This window comes from Cellulosimicrobium sp. Marseille-Q8652, assembly GCF_965112045.1.
In genome coordinates, this window is record NZ_CBCOPS010000002.1 from 1,639,031 (window position 1) to 1,656,986 (window position 17,956).

15 protein-coding genes are annotated in these 17,956 nt (G+C 75.3%); all 15 read right to left on the reverse strand.

The genetic code is table 11. The annotated features are described in order from the left end of the window. Positions 1-64: 64 nt before the first annotated feature. Entirely contained in the window at positions 65-349 is a 285-nt protein-coding gene (locus tag ACWPWV_RS17345; RefSeq protein WP_454044581.1) for a YggT family protein, read from the reverse strand. Between the two features lie 67 nt (positions 350-416). Then, positions 417-902 (reverse strand): cell division protein SepF, encoded by a 486-nt coding sequence (locus ACWPWV_RS17350; protein WP_454044152.1) that lies wholly within the window; start codon positions 900-902, stop codon positions 417-419. A 158-nt stretch (positions 903-1,060) separates the two neighbouring features. Continuing rightward, complete coding sequence (locus ACWPWV_RS17355) at positions 1,061-1,849, reverse strand: polyphenol oxidase family protein (RefSeq protein ID WP_454044153.1); 789 nt, start codon at positions 1,847-1,849, stop codon at positions 1,061-1,063. Beyond that, on the reverse strand, positions 1,846-3,189 hold the full coding sequence (gene ftsZ, locus ACWPWV_RS17360) for a cell division protein FtsZ (protein ID WP_454044154.1): 1,344 nt from the start codon (positions 3,187-3,189) through the stop codon (positions 1,846-1,848). The genes ACWPWV_RS17355 and ftsZ overlap by 4 nt, the downstream gene beginning before the upstream one ends. A 175-nt stretch (positions 3,190-3,364) precedes the next feature. Further along, positions 3,365-4,243, reverse strand: a complete 879-nt coding sequence (locus tag ACWPWV_RS17365) for a cell division protein FtsQ/DivIB (RefSeq protein WP_454044155.1) — start codon at positions 4,241-4,243, stop codon at positions 3,365-3,367. A gap of 206 nt (positions 4,244-4,449) precedes the next feature. Further along, on the reverse strand, positions 4,450-5,907 hold the full coding sequence (gene murC / locus ACWPWV_RS17370; RefSeq protein WP_454044156.1) for a UDP-N-acetylmuramate--L-alanine ligase: 1,458 nt from the start codon (positions 5,905-5,907) through the stop codon (positions 4,450-4,452). Next, on the reverse strand, positions 5,904-7,040 hold the full coding sequence (murG, locus tag ACWPWV_RS17375; RefSeq protein WP_454044157.1) for an undecaprenyldiphospho-muramoylpentapeptide beta-N-acetylglucosaminyltransferase: 1,137 nt from the start codon (positions 7,038-7,040) through the stop codon (positions 5,904-5,906). The genes murC and murG overlap by 4 nt, the downstream gene beginning before the upstream one ends. A gap of 93 nt (positions 7,041-7,133) precedes the next feature. Then, entirely contained in the window at positions 7,134-8,462 is a 1,329-nt protein-coding gene (ftsW, locus tag ACWPWV_RS17380; protein ID WP_454044158.1) for a putative lipid II flippase FtsW, read from the reverse strand. A gap of 3 nt (positions 8,463-8,465) precedes the next feature. Beyond that, positions 8,466-9,911, reverse strand: coding sequence for a UDP-N-acetylmuramoyl-L-alanine--D-glutamate ligase (murD, locus tag ACWPWV_RS17385; protein WP_454044159.1), 1,446 nt, complete (start codon positions 9,909-9,911; stop codon positions 8,466-8,468). Between the two features lie 2 nt (positions 9,912-9,913). Continuing rightward, entirely contained in the window at positions 9,914-10,996 is a 1,083-nt protein-coding gene (gene mraY, locus ACWPWV_RS17390) for a phospho-N-acetylmuramoyl-pentapeptide-transferase (protein ID WP_435735669.1), read from the reverse strand. Beyond that, positions 10,993-12,447 carry a UDP-N-acetylmuramoyl-tripeptide--D-alanyl-D-alanine ligase gene (locus ACWPWV_RS17395; protein ID WP_454044160.1) on the reverse strand — a complete coding sequence of 485 codons (1,455 nt, stop codon included), beginning with the start codon at positions 12,445-12,447 and terminating at the stop codon, positions 10,993-10,995. The genes mraY and ACWPWV_RS17395 overlap by 4 nt, the downstream gene beginning before the upstream one ends. Then, on the reverse strand, positions 12,444-14,138 hold the full coding sequence (locus ACWPWV_RS17400) for a UDP-N-acetylmuramoyl-L-alanyl-D-glutamate--2,6-diaminopimelate ligase (RefSeq protein WP_454044161.1): 1,695 nt from the start codon (positions 14,136-14,138) through the stop codon (positions 12,444-12,446). The genes ACWPWV_RS17395 and ACWPWV_RS17400 overlap by 4 nt, the downstream gene beginning before the upstream one ends. 115 nt (positions 14,139-14,253) lie before the next feature. Then, on the reverse strand, positions 14,254-16,098 hold the full coding sequence (locus ACWPWV_RS17405) for a peptidoglycan D,D-transpeptidase FtsI family protein (RefSeq protein ID WP_454044162.1): 1,845 nt from the start codon (positions 16,096-16,098) through the stop codon (positions 14,254-14,256). Positions 16,099-16,334: 236 nt separating this feature from the next. Then, positions 16,335-16,790 carry a hypothetical protein gene (locus ACWPWV_RS17410; protein WP_454044163.1) on the reverse strand — a complete coding sequence of 152 codons (456 nt, stop codon included), beginning with the start codon at positions 16,788-16,790 and terminating at the stop codon, positions 16,335-16,337. Then, a complete protein-coding gene (rsmH, locus tag ACWPWV_RS17415; RefSeq protein WP_454044164.1) occupies positions 16,787-17,818 on the reverse strand; it encodes a 16S rRNA (cytosine(1402)-N(4))-methyltransferase RsmH in 1,032 nt (343 codons plus the stop codon). Before rsmH ends, ACWPWV_RS17410 begins: the two co-directional genes overlap by 4 nt. Positions 17,819-17,956: the final 138 nt, after the last annotated feature.

Here is a 17,956-nt window from a genome sequence, read left to right on the forward strand (position 1 = left end):
GGCGAACCGGACGTACGGCAACGCCCGGAGGGCGTTGCGGCGGGCGGATCGGGTGATGCGCGTCTCAGATGCTCTGGACGACCTGGAGCGCGATCGTCACGGCGAGGAACAGCACGACGAAGCCGAGGTCGAGCCGGATCTGCCCGAGCGTGAGCGGGGGGATCAGACGACGCAGGAGGCGCAGCGGAGGGTCCGTCGCGGTGTAGATCACCTCGGCGAGCACGAGCACGACCCCCTTGGGCCGCCACTCGCGCGCGAACACCTGCACCCAGTCGAAGATCAGGCGTCCGATGAGCAGGATGAGGTACAGCCACAGGACGAACCCGAGGATTCCGGTCACGAGGTCCACGATCACGGGGACAACTGTGCCAGACGTCGCGCCGGTTCCGGCCCGCGCGACCCTTCGCCGCGCCGGGTCAGCTCTGGTTGTAGAAGCCTGCGCGCGCGTCCGGCGGCGGCGCGGCCTGCTCCTCGCCCGTGATCTCGACGTGCTCCGGGGAGAGCAGGAACACCTTGTTCGTGACGCGCTCGATCGCCCCGTGCAGCCCGAAGATCAGGCCCGCGGAGAAGTCGACGAGGCGCTTGGCGTCCGCGTCGTCCATGTCCGAGAGGTTCATGATGACCGGCGTCCCGCCGCGGAACGCCTCCCCGATCACGCGCGCGTCGTTGTACGAGCGCGGGTGCACGGTGGTGATCCGGCGCAGCTCTGCGGCAGACATGCTGGTCTGCGGCACCTCCCGCGGGCCGAGCGAGCGGTGCAACGGCGTCACCTGGGCCTGGTAGTCCTGTGGCACGTCCGCCCCCGTCTCGTCGTACTCCTCGACGTACTCGTCCCGCTCGTCCTCGCCGCGATCATCCGCGAGGCCCAGATACAGCATGGTCTTGCGCAGCGCTCCCGCCATGGGCCTTGCTCCGTCCTCAACTCGTACCGTCGGACACCGGCCGCCCGGCCGGTGCACCCACGCTAACCGAGCACGTGGCGGCGGCCCGGCGCGACACGCCCGGGACGCGTCGACCTCGCGCGGGCCGGGCGTCACGCGGTCCGTGCCGTCGGCGGCGCTCAGCCGGGGACGAGCGCCACGAGGCCGGCGAACCTGCCCGTCGTCGTCCCCGATCGCGTCGCCCGACGGTGGGAGAACCAGCGGTCGTCCTCGACGGTGCACGCGTGCGAGCGCTCGACCGACGCGAGCCCGGCGGACCCGAGCTCGGCCGCGACGCCGGCGGGCAGGTCCAGCGCCGGCGTCCCCCACGAGGTGGTGGACCACGTCTCCGGCCGGGTGCCCGCGACCTCGTCGCGCATCGTGGACGGCACCTCGTAGCACGACCCGCAGACGGCCGGCCCGACGGCGGCCCGCACCCTGCCCAGGTCGGCCCCGGCGGCGACCATCGCGCGGAGCACGGCCGGCACCACGCCCTCCGCGAGACCCCGCCGCCCGGCGTGGGCCGTCGCGACGACGCCGGCCACGGGGTCGGCGAGCAGGACGGGCACGCAGTCGGCGACGAGCACGCCCAGCCCGACGGCGGCCGTGCGCGTCGCGACGAGGGCGTCCGCGTCGCCGACGGAGTCGACGCCGCCGGCGGGCTCGGCCGGGCCGTCCGCCGCCGCTTCCCGGTCGAGCACCGCGACGGCGGTCCCGTGCACCTGCGTCGAGAAGCGCGCGGGACGCCCGAGCCAGGCCGCCGCGCGGCGCCGGTTCGCCCGTACCCGGGCCGCGTCGTCGTGCACGCCCAGACCGAGGTTCAGGCTGTCCCACGGGGCCGGGGACACGCCCCCGGCCCGGGTCGTGAAGCCCGCCCGGACCCCCGGCCCGAGGTCGACCTCGAGCACGGGGAGCCGGTCGGCCGTCACTTGAGGAAGTCGGGCACGTCGAGCTCCTCGACCTTGCGACGCGCCGGCTCCTCGTCGTAGATGCGCGGGGGCACGTCGACGGACGGGTTCTGGCGCCCCGCCGCGGGATCCGCGTTGTGGTTGGCGGCCTGGTCCGACCCGACGACGGTGAACGCCGGGGTGGCGGGCTGCACCGGCACCGGACCGCTGCCGCCGTCGAGGGTCACGGGCACGTCGTCACCCTCGGTGGCGATGGGCACGACCGGGCGCGGCAGCGTGTGCGCACCGCTCGTCGGTGCCGGCACCGCAGGCACCTGGCGAGCGCCGGGGACCGCCGGGATCGCGCTCGTCGCCGGTCGCGCGGTGGACCCGGCCACCTGGCCCAGGCCGCGACCGTCGCCGCGGACCTGGGGCGCACCGCCGTCGAACCCGGCCGCGATGACCGTGACGCGCACCTCGTCCCCGAGCGCGTCGTCGATCACGGCACCGAAGATGATGTTCGCCTCGGTGTGCGCGGCCTCGTGGACGAGGCGCGCGGCCTCGTTGATCTCGAAGAGGCCGAGGTCGGAACCGCCCTGGATGGACAGCAGCACGCCGTGCGCGCCGTCGATGCTCGCCTCCAGCAGGGGCGAGGAGATCGCGAGCTCGGCCGCCTGGACGGCGCGGTCCTCGCCGCGCGCCGAGCCGATGCCCATGAGCGCGCTGCCGGCCCCCTGCATCACCGACTTCACGTCGGCGAAGTCGAGGTTGATGAGTCCCGGCGTGGTGATGAGGTCGGTGATGCCCTGGACACCCGAGAGCAGCACCTGGTCGGCCTGGTGGAAGGCCTGCAGGGCGCTGACGTTGCGGTCGGACATCGACAGCAGCCGGTCGTTCGGGATGACGATGAGGGTGTCGACCTCGTTGCGCAGGTTCTCGATGCCCTGGTCCGCCTGGACGGAGCGCCGGCGGCCCTCGAACGTGAAGGGACGCGTCACGACGCCGACGGTCAGCGCGCCGAGCGAGCGGGCGATGCGTGCCACGACGGGCGCGCCGCCCGTACCGGTGCCGCCGCCCTCGCCCGCCGTGACGAAGACCATGTCGGCGCCGCGCAGGACGTCCTCGATCTCCTCGGCGTGGTCCTCGGCGGCCTTCTTGCCGACCTCGGGGTCGGCGCCGGCGCCGAGCCCGCGCGTGAGCTCACGGCCGACGTCGAGCTTGACGTCGGCGTCCGACATCAGCAGGGCCTGCGCGTCGGTGTTGATGGCGATGAACTCGACGCCCTTGAGGCCGACCTCGATCATCCGGTTGACGGCGTTCACGCCACCGCCGCCGATGCCGACCACCTTGATCACTGCCAGGTAGTTCTGCGGAGTTGCCACGTCGATGCCTCTCGATCTGTCAGCCCTGAACCTTCACCCTCAACTAGAGGGTTAGAGTTATGTCAGGTGGTGCCATGTGTCGACGGTAGGGGCCGACAAACCCTTCATCAACGACCCGCCTGCGCGTGTCGGGGATCCTTCGAGGTCGTGTGCCGGCGGACGACGTCCGGGCGGCTCATCGCGTGACCGGCAGCGTCGGCGCCGAGACGTCGTAGACGGTCACCGCGGCGTTCTCGGGGACGGCGCGCAGGGTCTGGAGGACGCGGACCTTGAGCGCCGCGTCCTCCGAGCTGCCCCACTCGACCGTGACGCCGTCGCGCAGCCGCATGACGACGGCGTCGCGCGTCGTCGCCGAGACCTCCGCGACCTGCGCGTGCAGCTCGGGCGGGAGCGCGTTGACGAGCACGAGCGCCGACTCGAGCGCGCGCCGGCCCGTGTCGTCGAGCGGGACGTCGACCTCGGGGAGCCCCTCCGGGACCGCCGGTTCCGTGCGCACCTGGACGCCGTCGGCGTCGAGCAGCGCGTAGCCCGCGTCGAGGGGCACCGCGACGACCGGCTCGCGGGACTCCAGCCGGACGTCGAGCCCGTTGGGCCACGTGCGCCGGATCTCGACGTCCCGGACCCCGTTGAGCGCGAGCACGCGCTCGCGCAGCGCGACCGTGTCGAGCCGGGGCAGCGGGACGCCCTGCGACCCGGCCACCACGTCGGAGACCTGCGCGGGGTCGATCACGGTGCCCTCGCCGCTGATCGTCACGTCCTGCGGGTCGAGACCGAGCACCGGCGAGAAGAACGCGACCCAGCCGAGCGCGGCCGCGGTCAGCACGCCGACCGTCCACCACAGCACGCGCCGCAGGATGCGGTGCCGACGCATGGCGTCGCGCTCCGCGAGCCGCTCGGCCATGCCGTGCGAGACGACGCCCACGGGCGCGGTCGCCGGTCCCCGCGCGCGGTCCGTCCCCGCCCGTGAGCCGGTGGCCGTCGAGGGACCGCCCGCGGACCGGGGCGGCGTGGCCGTCGCCCGGACCAGCTCCGCGCCGGGTCGCGGCACGGGCACGGTCGGGACGTCGCGCGTGGGCGCGGACGGACGTGCGGCCGGGCGCGCCGAGGCCCCGCGCGGCGCGTCGCGCACCTCGCCCCGAGCGCGCGCACCGGACCGCCCGCGCGCGGCGTCCGACGCGGCGTCGTCCCGCGGTGCGGGCGTCGCGGCGCGCGGTCGGTCCGGCCGCGGCGCGGCCGGTCGGGGGCGAGGGGGCGGGCGCATCAGCCGTCGGTCTCCGCGTCCCGTGCGGCGAGGCGTTCGAGGACGACGGCACCGAGCTCGGTCACGTCGCCCGCTCCGACCGTGAGGAGGAGGTCGCCGGGGCGTGCGAGGTCGGCGACGCGGTGGGCCGCGTCGACCCGCCCCTCGACCGCAGTCGCCACGCCCGGGCGCACGAGGTCGACGATCGTGCGCGCACCGACGGCCGGGTCGGGGTCCTCGCGCGCCGCGTAGACGCCGGTGACGACGACGACGTCCGCGGCACCGAGCGCGTCCGCGAACTCGCGCGCGAAGGCCCGCGTCCTGGAGTAGAGGTGCGGCTGGAAGAGCACGACGACGCGGCCGTCGCCCGCCACGGGACGCGCCGCGGCGAGCAGCGCCGCGATCTCGGTCGGGTGGTGCGCGTAGTCGTCGACGACGCGCACGCCGCCCGCCTCGCCGCGCGCCTCGAACCGTCGTCCGGTGCCGAGGAAGTCGTGCGCCGACGACGCCGCGACGGCGGAGTCGACACCCAGGAGGACCGCGGTCGCGACGGCGGCCGTCGCGTTGAGCGCGTTGTGGTGACCGGGGACGCGCAGGACGAGGTCGAGACCGTCGACCGCGCGGCCCGCGACGCTCCCGTCGAGCGTCGCGCGCACTCCCCCGCCGGCACCCTTCGCGGCGACCGGGCGCACGTCGCGCACGCGCAGGTCGGCGTCCGGGCCGGTGCCGTAGGTGACGACCGTTCCCCCGCCCGCGGCGTGCGCACGGGCGAGCTCGAGGGATCCGGCGTCGTCGGCGCACGCCACGAGCGTCCCGCCGGGCAGGATGCGGGCGGCGAAGTCGACGAACGCCTGCTCGAAGGCCGCGCGCGAGCCGTAGTGGTCCAGGTGGTCGGGCTCGACGTTCGTCACGACGGCGACCTGGGGCGCGTAGTTGAGGAACGACCCGTCCGACTCGTCCGCCTCCGCCACGACGACGTCGCCGGCGCCGAGGTGCCCGCCCGGGACGGGACCCGCCGCGGTGAGCACCGTCCCCCCGATCGCGAAGGACGGGTCGACGCCCGCGCCGCGCAGGACGGTCGCGATCATCGCGGAGGTCGTGGTCTTGCCGTGGGCGCCGGCGACCGCGACCGCACGCCCCTCCGCCATGAGCGCCGCGAGGGCCTGGGACCGGTGCAGCACCCGCAGTCCCGCCGCACGGGCGGCGGCGAGCTCGGGGTTGCTCTCGCGCACCGCGCTCGACACCACGACGGTGTCGGCTCCCGCGACGTGCGCGGCGTCGTGCCCGGCCCACACGCGCAGCCCGTCGTGCCGGAGCGCGGCCAGCACCTCGCTCTCGCGCGCGTCGGAGCCCTGCACCGCGACGCCGTGCGCCGCGAGCAGCCGGGCCACGACCGACATGCCGGCGCCGCCGACCCCCACGAGGTGGACGGTCCCGAGGTCCTCCAGGCGCTCCACGCCGGGCGCGTCCGCGCTCACGGTCGCGACCCCTCGGCCACGGCCTCGGCCACGAGGTCCGCGACGCGCGCGGCGCCGTCGCGCACGCCCGCGGCCGCGGCCGCGCGCGCCATGGCCGCGAGACGGACCGGGTCGCCGAGGAGTCCGGGAACGTTCCGGGCCACCCACGTGGCGTCGAGGGCGTCGTCGTCGACGAGCAGGCCGCCGCCGGCGGCGACGAGGGGTGCCGCGTTGAGCCGCTGCTCGCCGTTGCCGATCGGGAGCGGCACGTAGACGGCCGGGACCCCGAGCGCCGCGAGCTCGCCCACGGTGCCCGCTCCGGCACGGCAGACCACGAGGTCCGCCACCGCGAGCGCGAGCTGCATCTCGGCGAGGTACTCGCGCACGTCGTAGCGCGCGCCGCCGACGGCCACGCCGGCGACGGCGTCCCGGACGGGGCCGTCCTTGCCCTTGCCCGTGAGGTGCAGCACCTGGGCGCCCGCGCCGAGCAGCTCGCCCGCCGCGCCCGACACCGCCTCGTTGAGGCTCTGCGCGCCGAGCGACCCGCCGGTGACCACGAGCGTGGGCGCGGTCGGGTCCAGCCCCAGGGTCGCGGCGGCGCGTGCCCGCACCCCGGCCGCGTCCGTCGTGCGCGCGGCGACGAGGTCCGCGATCTCGCGGCGCAGCGGCAGGCCCGTGACGACACCGCCCTTGAGCGGCGTGCCCTCGAACGTCACCCCGACGCGGGACGCCCAGCGCGCGCCGGCCCGGTTCGCGAGACCGGGCCGCGCATTCTGCTCGTGCACGACGATCGGGATCCCGCGACGGTGCGCCGCGACGTAGGCGGGCGTGGAGACGTAGCCGCCGAACCCCACGACGACCCGCGCCCCGGACTCGTCGATGGCCGCGCCCGCGGCGTCGACCGCCGCCTTGAACCGGCCCGGGAGGTTCATCCACTCGGCGCTCGGGCGACGCGGCAGCGGGACGCGCGGCACGTGCCGCAAGGGGTAGCCGCGCGCCGGGACGAGGTCGTCCTCCAGCCCGCCGGCGACGCCGAGCGCCGTCACCACGAGCCCGGGCTCACGCGCCCGCAGCTCGTCCGCCACCGCGAGCAGAGGGTTGACGTGCCCCGCCGTCCCGCCCCCGGCGAGCACCACAGATCCGATCGTCGTCACGTACCTCGTCGTCCTTCCTTGCGCGGCGGGTGCCGCGTCGTCCGTTGGTCCGGTGGTGCTCGTGCCCGGTGCGTCCGGGCCCGAGCCGCGCGCTCAGGTGGTGCGGCGGCGTGGCCTGGCGGCCCGGCCGACGACCGCGAGCGAGCGGCGGACGACGCTCCCCCGCGCGGCGAGCGCCTCCGCGGCGCCGGGCTCGGTGCGCGCGAAGGAGATGACGACGCCGAGAGCCGCCATCGTCATGATGAGCGCCGTGCCGCCCGCAGAGACGAGGGGCAGCGGGACGCCGATCACGGGCAGGAGCCCGATGACCACGCCGATGTTGATGAACGCCTGGCCCACGATCCAGCACGCGATCGCGGCGGTCGTGATCTTGACGAACGGGTCGGGATGGCGCCGCACGATCCGGCTCATCGCGAGGCCGAGCACCACGAACAGGCCGAGGACCAGGAGCGTCCCGAGCAGCCCGAGCTCCTCGCCGATCACGGCGAAGATGTAGTCGTTGTGGGCTTCCGGGAGATAGTTCCACTTCTCCCGGCTCGCTCCGAGCCCGACCCCCGTGAGGCCGCCCGTGCCGAGCGCCCACAGCCCGTGCGTCGGCTGGTAGCACTCGCCCAGCGTGTCGACGCACTCGCCGTAGGTGGCCATGATGCGTCCGAGCCGGTCGCCGCCGTCCTGCTGGAGGATGAACGCGTACCCCACCACGAACGCGGCGGCCGCGGCGCCCAGGCCCAGCAGGCGAGTGCTCGCGCCGGAGACGAAGAAGGCACCCGCGACGAGCAGCATGATGACGAGCGCCGTCCCGAGGTCGTGGCCGCCCAGCACGAGCCCCACGACGACGAGCGCGCCGGGCACCGCGGGCACGATGACGTGGCGCCAGCGGCCGAGCAGGTGCTGCTTGCGGCCGAGCACCACGCCGAGCCACAGCGCGAGCGCGAGCTTGGCGATCTCCGACGGCTGGAACGAGAACGCGCCGAGCGCGATCCAGCCCGTGTTCCCGCCCCGGCTCGACCCGACGAATAGGACGGCGACGAGCAGCCCGAGGGAGGCCGCGAGCGCGGGCCACGCGAGCGCCTTGTACCAGCGCACGGGGAGGCGGGCCGCCACGAGCAGCACCGGGAGCCCGATGAGGACGAACTGGCCCTGGCTCAGCAGCGCGGTGAACGGCGAGCGGCCCTCCGCGATCTCCGTGACGGCCGAGCTCGAGAAGACCATGACGAGCCCGATGATCGTCAGGAGGGTGGTCGCGCCCACCAGCAGGTAGTAGCTCGTCACCGTGCTGTTCCACTGGCCGAGCCACTGCCGCTCGGCGGCCGGGGCCGGCCGCGCCGGTCGGGGGGCGGCGGACCGGGACGCGCCCGGGGAGCGCCGCGCGTCCTTGCCCGTGCGCGACGTCGAGGTGCGGCCGCTCGCGGTCTGCGTCATGGGCTACCCGTGCTCGGGCGCGAGGGCGCGGGCTGCGGCGGCGAACGCGTCGCCGCGCGCGGCGTACGACCGGAACTGGTCCATCGACGCACCCGCCGGCGCGAGCAGCACCGTGTCGCCGGGGACGGCGAGACGGCGGGCGGAGTCGACGGCGCGGGTCATCACGGTCCCAGTGTCGCCAGGATCCACGCGCACGACGGGGATATCGGGCGCGTGTCGGTCGAGGGCGGAGGCGAAGGGCGCGTCGTCGGCCCCGATGAGCACGACGGCGCGCAGCCGGTCCGCGCGGGAGGCGACGAGGTCGTCGAACGAGGCACCCTTCGCGAGGCCCCCCGCGACCCAGACGACCGTGCCGGCGGCGAACGCGGCGAGGGACGCGGACGCGGCGTGCGCGTTGGTGGCCTTCGAGTCGTCGACGTACGCGACGCCGTCGACCGTCGCGACCTGCTGGATCCGGTGCGCGCCCGTCCGGAAGGCGCGCAGGCCGTCGCGCACCGCCACCGCCGGCACGCCGTGCGCGCGCGCGAGCGCCGCCGCCGCGAGCGCGTTCGCGACGACGTGCGCCGGCACCTGCCCGTCGGCGCCCGCGAGGTGCGCGAGGTCCTCGAGCGTCGCGAGCTCCGCGGCGTACGTGTGGCGGTCGCGCGCGTCGGCCGGCGCGTGGAACGCCCGGTCGACGAGCACCCCCTCGACCACGCCGAGCTGTCCGCGCGCGGGCGCGCCCAGCGTGAACCCCACCGCGCGCGCCCCCTCGACGACGTCGGCCTCGACGACGAGCGCCTCGGTGCGCGGGTCGGCGACGTTGTAGACGCACGCGACCTGCGCGTCCTCGTAGACCCGTCCCTTGTCGGCCGCGTAGGCGTCGATCCCCCCGTGCCAGTCGAGGTGGTCGGGCGCGACGTTGAGCACCGCGCCCGCCTCGGGCGACGTCGTGTGGGTGAAGTGCAGCTGGAAGCTCGACAGCTCGACGGCGAGCACCTCGAGGGTCGGGTCGAGCGCCGCCTCGACGACCGGCGTCCCGACGTTCCCGACGGCGGCCGCTCGCCGACCCGCCGTGCGCAGGATCGTCTCGAGCATCTCGACCGTCGTGGTCTTGCCGTTGGTGCCCGTCACGGCGAGCCAGGGCGCGGGCAGCCCCGCGGGACCGTCCACGCGCAGCCGCCACGCGAGCTCGACCTCGCTCCAGACCGGCACGCCCCGGGCGGCGGCCGCCGCGAGGAACGGGTGGCTGGGCGCCCAGCCGGGCGAGGCGACCACGAGGTCGGTCGCGGCGAGGTCCACGGCGTCGGGCGTGCGCGCGTCGGCGTCGTCGGCGCGGTCGTCGAGCGTGACGACCGACGCCGCCCGGGGACGCAGCGCCGCGGCCGCCGCGCGCCCGGACACCCCGAGCCCTGCGACCACGACCCGGGCCTCGGCGAGCGGCACGGCGAGGTCGTGGCGGTCGCGCACCACTAGCCGACCACCCACTCCGCGTAGAAGATCCCCATGCCGAGCGCGGCGAACAGTCCGGCGATGAGCCAGAACCGGATGACGATCGTGACCTCGCCCCACCCGGACAGCTCGAAGTGGTGGTGCAGCGGCGCCATCTTGAACACGCGCCGCCGGGTCATCTTGAAGAACCCGATCTGGATGATGTCCGACATGACGATGATGACGAAGAGCCCGCCGATGATCGCGGCGAGGATCTCGGTCCGCGAGAGGATCGAGAGCCCGGCGAGCGCCCCGCCGAGCGCGAGCGAGCCGGTGTCGCCCATGAAGATCTTGGCCGGGCTCGCGTTCCACCACAGGAAGCCGAAGCACGCGCCCATGATGGCGGCCGCGATGATCGCGAGGTCCTGCGGGTCGCGCACCTCGTAGCAGCGTGGTCCCGCCGAGACGATCCGCTGGCACGTCTGGTTGAGCTGCCAGATGCTCACGAGGATGTACGCGCCGAACACGATGAGCGACACGCCCGTCGCGAGCCCGTCCAGGCCGTCCGTGAGGTTCACGGCGTTGGACCACGCCGTGATGAGGAAGTTGGCCCAGATGACGAAGAGGATCAGCCCGACCGTCACCCCGGCGAACGCGAGGTCGAGGTTCGTGTCGCGCAGGAACGAGATGCGCGTGGACGCGGGGGTCCGGCCGTTCTCGTTGGGGAACTGGAGGGCGAGCACCGCGAACGTGATGCCGACGGCGCCCTGGCCCACGATCTTCGCGCGCGCGGTGAGCCCGAGGCTGCGCTGCTTCTTGATCTTCGTGAAGTCGTCGAGGAACCCGACGAGTCCGAGCCCCGTCATGAGGAACAGGACGAGGAGGGCGGACACGCTCGGGAAACGGCCCGACACGACGTACGACATCGCCCAGCCGACCAGCGTCGCGCCGATGATGACGACGCCGCCCATCGTGGGCGTCCCACGCTTCGTGAAGTGCGCCGTCGGGCCGTCCTGGCGGACGAACTGCCCGTAGTTGCGGTGCACGAGGAAGCGGATGAACAGCGGCGTCCCGAACAGCGCGACGAGCAGCGACACGCCCGCCGCGACGAGGACGGCGATCATGCGCGACCACCCTGCGGCTCGCCGGAGCCGGCGGGCGCGCCGGACGCGTCGCCGGCGGCGAGCTCGTCGCCGAGGCGCCACAGCCCGGACCCGTTGGAGGCCTTCACGAGCACGACGTCACCCTCCCGGAGCTCCTCGCGCAGCAGCGCGGCGGCCGCCGCGACGTCGGGCACGAAGCGTGTCTCGTCACCCCATGAGCCCTCCTGGGTCGCGCCGTCGTGGATGCCGCCGGCACCCTCGCCGACCACGACGAGCAGCTTGATGTTCAATCGCACCACGAGACGGCCGATGTCGTCGTGCGCGACGCGCGCGTCGTCGCCGAGCTCGAGCATCTCGCCCAGCACGGCGACCGAGCGCCGGTCCCGCCCCGCGACGACCGCGAGGGCCTTGAGCGCGGCCCGCATCGAGTCCGGGTTCGCGTTGTACGAGTCGTCGATGACCGTCACGCCGTCGGGGCGCTCGGTCACCTGCATGCGGTGCGGGCTCAGGGCGCTCGCGTCGGAGAGCCGGGCCGCGACGTCGGGTGGCGCGACCCCGAGACGCAGCGCGGCGGTCGCCGCCGCCAGGGCGTTCGCCACGTGGTGCTCGCCGACGAGGCCCAGCGTCACCGCGGCCACGGCGGGCGTGCCGTCGGCCGGCGTGCGGGTCCGGAGCGTGAACGAGGCGCGGCCCGTGCGGTCGATGCGCAGGTCCTCGGCACGCACGTCGGCCGACGGGATGGTCCCGAACGTCACGACCTCGCCGGGCGCCACGCCCGCCATCGCGGCGACGCGCAGGTCGTCCGCGTTGAGCACCGCGGTCCCGCCCGGCGCGAGCCCCGTGACGATCTCCGACTTGGCCCGCGCGACGGCCTCGATCCCGCCGAACTCGCCCAGGTGCGCGCTGCCCACGGTGAGGACGACCGAGACGTCGGGCGGCGCGATGCGCGTGAGGTACGTGAGGTGCCCGACCCCGCTCGCGCCCATCTCGAGGACGAGGAAGCGCGTCGTCGCGTCCGCCTCGAGCACGGTCAGCGGCAGGCCGATCTCGTTGTTGAACGACCCCTGCGGGACGACCGTCGGCCCCTCGGCGCGCAGGAGCTGGCCGAGCAGGTCCTTGGTCGTCGTCTTGCCCACGGACCCGGTCACGCCGACCACCCGCACGTCGCCTCGCTCGCGCAGCGTCGCGAGGACGTGCCGCGCGAGCTCGCCGAGCGCCGCCTGCACGTCGTCGACGACGACGCACGGCTCGTCCAGCTGCCGCGCGGCGAGCACGAGGGCCGCACCGTCCGCGACCGCGCGCGCCGCGAAGTCGTGGCCGTCGACGTGCTCGCCGGGGAGCGCGACGAACAGCGCGCCCGGCACGACCTTGCGGGAGTCGACGACGACCGGGCCGGCCACCCGCACGTCGGGGGCGGCGGACAGGCGTCCCCCGGTCGCTGCGGCCACCTCGGCCGCAGTGAGCTCGATCATGCGTGGTGCTCCTTCGGGTCGTGCGTCGTCTCGGGTGGTCCGGCGTCCGCCGGACCGGAGGAGGGCGAGGGGTGGTGCTCCGGCGGCGCGCCCCGCGCCACGAGCGCCGCGCGGGCCTCGACGCGGTCGTCGAGCGGGTGGTCGACGCCCGCGATCTCCTGCCACACCTCGTGGCCGCGGCCGGCGACGAGCACCGTGTCCTGGGGTCCCGCGGCGGCGACCGCCTCGCGGATGGCGCGCGCCCGCGGCGCGACCTCCCGCACGAGGACGTCCCGCGGCTCCGGAGCGGCGAGCAGGGCGTCGCGAGCCGCCAGCGCCGCGGGGAGGACCTCGGCACGGATCGCGGCTGGGTCCTCGCCGTGCGGGTCGTCGTCGGTCACGACGACGACGTCGGCGCCGTCGACCGCCACCGTCCCCATGGTCGGTCGCTTGCCGCGGTCGCGGTCGCCCGTCGCGCCGAACACGACGACGAGGCGCCCGGGGGTCGTGGGCCGCAGCGCGGCGAGCGCGAGCCCGAGGGCGTCGGGGTTGTGCGCGAAGTCGACGACCACGCGCGGCTCGTGCGGCGGGGTCGAGACCAGCTCCATGCGGCCCGGCACGGCAGGTGCCAGTCCGCCCGCGGCGGCGAGCGCCTCCTCCACGTCGCGCGCGTCGGAGCCCGCCTCGAGGACCATGGCGAGCGCGAGCGCGGCGTTCGCCACGTTGAAGCTGCCGGGCAGCGTGGTCGCGGTGCGGACGGAGCGGCCGTCGCGGTGGCGCAGCGTGAACGACGTGCCGCCGGCGGCACCCGCCTCGACGTCCGCGACGGTCCAGTCGGCCGGGGCGCCGTCGGACCCGGCGCTCGCCACGCGGAGCGTCGCGACGGGCACGCGCGCGGCGTCGACCATCCGCTCGCCCCACGCGTCGTCCACGACGACGACCCCGCGGCGCGCGTGCTCGGGCGTGAAGAGCAGCGACTTGGCCTCGAAGTACTCCTGGAGGTCGCCGTGGAAGTCCAGGTGGTCCTGGCTGAGGTTCGTGAAGCCGACCACGTCGAACACGAGCCCGTCGACCCGGTGCAGCGCGAGCGCGTGCGAGGAGACCTCCATCGCGAGCGTGCTCACCTCGTCCTCGCGCATCGCCGCGAGGAGGGCCTGCAGGTCCGCCGCCTCAGGGGTGGTCAACCGGCTCGGCAGGACCCGGTCCCCCGAGCGCATCTCGACCGTGCCGATGAGCCCGCCCTTCCAGCCGAGCGCGCGCAGCGCGTGGTCGAGGAGGTACGTCGTCGTCGTCTTGCCGTTCGTCCCCGTGACGCCGAACGTCGTCAGCCGGTCCGCCGGGTTGCCGTAGACCCACGCGGCGAGCGGGCCGAGCATCGACCGCGGGTCGTCGGCCACGAGGACGGGGACGCCGGTCACGGCGTCCGCGAGGAGGAGCGCGCCCTGCTCGTCGGTGAGGACGGCGCGCGCGCCACGCTCGACGGCGGCGGCGGCGAACCCCGCACCGTGGGCGCGGGCACCGGGCAGCGCGACGAAGAGGTCGCCGTCCGCGACCGTCCGGTCGTCCGAGGCGACCGACCAGATCTCGACCGCGGCGGCGTCGTCGGGGCCCCCGGCACCGGCGCGGACCGCGAGCCCGAACCGGACGGCCGCGTCCCCCACGGTGCGGTGCGCGGACACGGCAGGACGAATGCGGTCGATCGGGGATGTCACGTGTAGAACCTACCGTGCCGGGGTGCGACTCCCGGCCTCGCGGACGGCCCCCGGCCGCGCTTCACGGGACCTTCACGGCGGGGCGCACGACCCCCGTGACGTTCCCCACGGGGGCTCACCACGAGGTCGGCAGCGGCACGTACGGCTCGGTGCTCGGCCCGACGCCCTGGTGCTCGAGGGTGAAGCCCATGATCTGCGAGAACACGGGCGCCGCGACCACCCCGCCGTAGATGGACGTGCGCGGGTTCTTGAGGAACACCGCGACCGTGTACCGGGGGTCGTCCGCCGGGGCGACGCCGATGAAGGACGCCATGATGCCCGAGAGCTGCCCGTCCGCCCCGGCCGCCTCGGCCGTCCCCGTCTTGCCCGCGACGCGGTAGCCCGGGACCGCGGCCGCGGACCCCGTGCCGTCCTCCACCACGGTCTCCATCATCTGCAGGACCGTGTCGGCGGTCTCCTGCGACACCACGCGCGTCGGAGCCGCGGTCTCGGCGGGCGTGAAGGTCCCGTCGGTGGAGGTCGTGCCCGCCACGAGCCGCGGCGTCCCCCGCAGGCCTCCGTTCGCGACGGTGGAGAACACGTTCGTCGCCTGCACCGCGTTGACCGAGACGCTCTGGCCGAACAGCACGGCGTACTCCGTGCGGCCGTCCCACGCGTCGGCCGGGTGCAGGATGCCGGCGGACTCGCCCGGCAGACCCAGGCCCGTCGCCTGACCGAAGCCGAACTTGTGCAGGTAGTCGTAGCGCACCTGCTTGGGGATGCGCTCGCCCACCTGCACCGTGCCCGTGTTCGACGACTCCGCGAGCACCCCGGCGAGCGTGAGCCGCTCGACCCCGTGCTCGTGCGAGTCCTTGAACGTCTGGCCGTTGGGCGTCGTGTACGTGTAGGGCACCTCGAACTGCGTCGCCGCGTCCGCGTACCCGCCCTCGAGCGCCGCCGCCATCGTGACGACCTTGCCCGTCGACCCGGGGTCGAAGATGTTGGACACCGCCCGGCTGGGCCGCGCCACGGCGTCGGTCCGTCGGTCGTTCGGGTTGACGGTGCCCGAGTCCGCGAGCGCGAGGAGCTCGCTCGTGCGGACGTCCTGCACGACGGCGATGCCGAAGTCGGCCCCCGACTCGCGGACCGCGCGGTCCACGGCGTCCTGCGCCTTCCACTGCACGTCGTGCTCGATCGTCAGGCGCAGGTTCTCCCCCGGCACCGCCGGGTCGGTCTCGCACTCCCCCGTCGGGATGAGCTGCCCGCCGAGGCCGGCCTCGCACGAGCTCGACCCGGGGGTCCCGGCGAGGACGTCGTCGTAGGCGGCCTCGACCCCGCCCTGGCCGACCTGCTCGGCGTCGACGAAGCCGACGAGGTTCCCGGCGACCGTCCCCGCCGGGTAGGACCGCTCGCTCGTCGCGTCGGCGCGGATGAAGGCCGACAGGCGCAGCTCCGCGATCTCGCGCTGGACCTCCGGCGTGACCTCCTTCGCGAGGACGACGTAGCCCTCGCCGTTCAGACGGGCCGCGAGCTCGGGCGCGGACTCGCCGAGGGCGGGGGCGAGCAGCTTCGCGACCCCGACGGCGCCGCCCTCGGTGAGCGCGGTGCCGTCGGCGAGCTTCCTGCTCCCCGGGGTGAACGACCGGATCGCGGTGCGGTCCGCGCCGATCGTGTACCGGTCGACCGACGTGGCGAGCACGACGCCGTCCGCGTCGGTGACGTCCCCGCGGTGGGCGAGCATCGTCGTGCTGCGCAGCCGGTCGTCGCGCGCCGCGGCGGCGAGCGCGGGCCCCTTGATCACCTGCACGTTGACGAGCTGGCCGACGAAGAGCAGCACGACGAGCGTCGCGACCCCCATGAGCCAGCGCTGCCTGTTCTCCGGGCGCCCCGGCTGGCGCGTCGGGCGTGCCGGACGGCGCGGTCCGGACCCGCCCGACCGCGGCACCCGCGCGGGGCCGGCCGCGGTCCTCGCGGTCGTCACGCGCTGCGTGGACGGCGACCCGGCGGAGGGTCGGGCCGTCGTCGACCGCGGCGCCGACGCCCGAGCGGTCGCCGACCGGGTGGCCGACGACCCGGCGGCGGTCGCGCGCGCGGCCGACGTCCGTGCGGTCGTCGAACGGGACGTGGTCGAGCGGGACGTGGTCGAGCGGGACGTGGTCGAGCGCGCCGCGGGCGTGCCGGAGCGCGCGGCGCGGTCGCGCCCTCCCGCGCCCGTCGTCACTGCCCGGCCCCCTCCTCCGCGACGCCGAGCACCGCGCCGTCGGACAGCCGGACCATGCTCGGGCTCGGGGCCTCCACCATGCCGAGCGCACGAGCGCTCTCGGGGAGCGCCGCCTTCGCGTCCCAGACCTCGGCCTGCAACCGCTGTGTGTCCTGGCGCACCTGACCCACCTCCCGCCGCAGCTCCGACATCTCGTAGGAGTTCTGCGCCATCGTCGTGTTCACCAGGAGAGCACACAGGAGCGCCAGGCCCAGGAGCGACATGCACAGGACGAGGAACGGGACCCGCGAGCGCGCCTGCAGCGGCGCGCGGACGAGCTCGAGCCGGGAGCGCGCGCCGCGCTCGGTCGCCCCGCCCGGCAGCGCCCTCAGGTCGGGCCCGGCAGGCCGGGCCTGCGGGCGCGTGGTGCGCGGGAGCGGGCGGGCGGTCGCGGTGGACCTCAGTGCGCTCATCGGTTCCTCTCCCCCGGTCGGTCCGGTCGGTGCGTGCCCGTGCGCGGGCGGCGGTGGTCGGGTGTGGGACGGGTGCGCTCGGCGGCGCGCAGCCGCACGGACGCGGAGCGCGGGTTGGTCTCGCGCTCGTCGGGCGGGGCCTCCTCGGCGCCGCGGGTGAGGAGGCGCAGGTAGGGCTGGGCCTCGTCGGGGACGACGGGGAGCCCGGGCGGGACGTCGACCGTCGACCCCGCCACGAGCTCGCGCTTGACGATGCGGTCCTCCAGCGAGTGGTAGGACTCGACGACGATCCGCCCGCCCACGGCGAGGGCGTCGACGGCTGCGGGGACCGCGCGCGCGAGGACCTCGAGCTCGCCGTTCACCTCGATGCGCAGCGCCTGGAACGTGCGCTTCGCCGGGTTCCCGCCCGTGGTCCGCGTCGCGGCAGGGATCGAGGCCCGGACCAGGTCCACGAGCTCGCCGCTGCGCGTCCACGGGGACTGCTCACGACGACGCACGATCGCGCGTGCCACGCGCTGCGCGAACCGCTCCTCGCCGTACTCGCGCAGGATGCGCGTCAGCTCGCGCTCGTCGTACGTGTTGAGCACGTCGGCGGCGGTGGGGCCGGTCGTCGGGTCCATGCGCATGTCCAGCGGCGCGTCCTGCGCGTAGGAGAAGCCCCGCTCGCTCTCGTCGATCTGCAGCGAGGAGACGCCGAGGTCCATGAGCACCCCCTGCACGGGCGCGCCCACGACGTCGGACACCACGTCGCCGATCTCGTCGTACACCGCGTGCACGGCGCGGAACCGGTCGCCGAACCGTGCGAGCCGCCGCGAGGCCCGGGCGATCGCCTCCGGGTCGCGGTCGATGCCCACGACGTGCGCCGCGGGGAGCTGGTCGAGCACGGCCTCCGTGTGCCCGCCCATGCCGAGCGTGCAGTCGACGAGCACCGCGCCGGGCTCCCGGAGCGCCGGCGCGAGCAGGTCGACGCAGCGCTCGAGGAGGACGGGGACGTGGCGCTCGGCCGCGTCGTCGGTCGTGGTGCTCATCGTGTCCTCCTTCCGTCGTGTCTCGTGCGTCGGTCCCGCTGGTCGTGCTCCGCGCCCCGCCGGTCGGGACCGTCCGGTCAGGTCTCCCTCCGCGTCCTTTCTGGCGCCGGGGAAGTGCGCCAGACCGGGCGGGAGGAG

Excerpts from the sequence above, each read along its gene's own strand:
- mraY (WP_435735669.1), bottom strand. The coding sequence starts at position 10,996 with ATGATCGCCGTCCTCGTCGCGGCGGGCGTGTCGCTGCTCGTCGCGCTG.
- ACWPWV_RS17350 (WP_454044152.1), bottom strand. The coding sequence starts at position 902 with ATGGCGGGAGCGCTGCGCAAGACCATGCTGTATCTGGGCCTCGCGGAT.
- ftsW (WP_454044158.1), bottom strand. The coding sequence starts at position 8,462 with ATGACGCAGACCGCGAGCGGCCGCACCTCGACGTCGCGCACGGGCAAG.
- ACWPWV_RS17410 (WP_454044163.1), bottom strand. The coding sequence starts at position 16,790 with ATGAGCGCACTGAGGTCCACCGCGACCGCCCGCCCGCTCCCGCGCACC.
- ACWPWV_RS17395 (WP_454044160.1), bottom strand. The coding sequence starts at position 12,447 with ATGATCGAGCTCACTGCGGCCGAGGTGGCCGCAGCGACCGGGGGACGC.
- rsmH (WP_454044164.1), bottom strand. The coding sequence starts at position 17,818 with ATGAGCACCACGACCGACGACGCGGCCGAGCGCCACGTCCCCGTCCTC.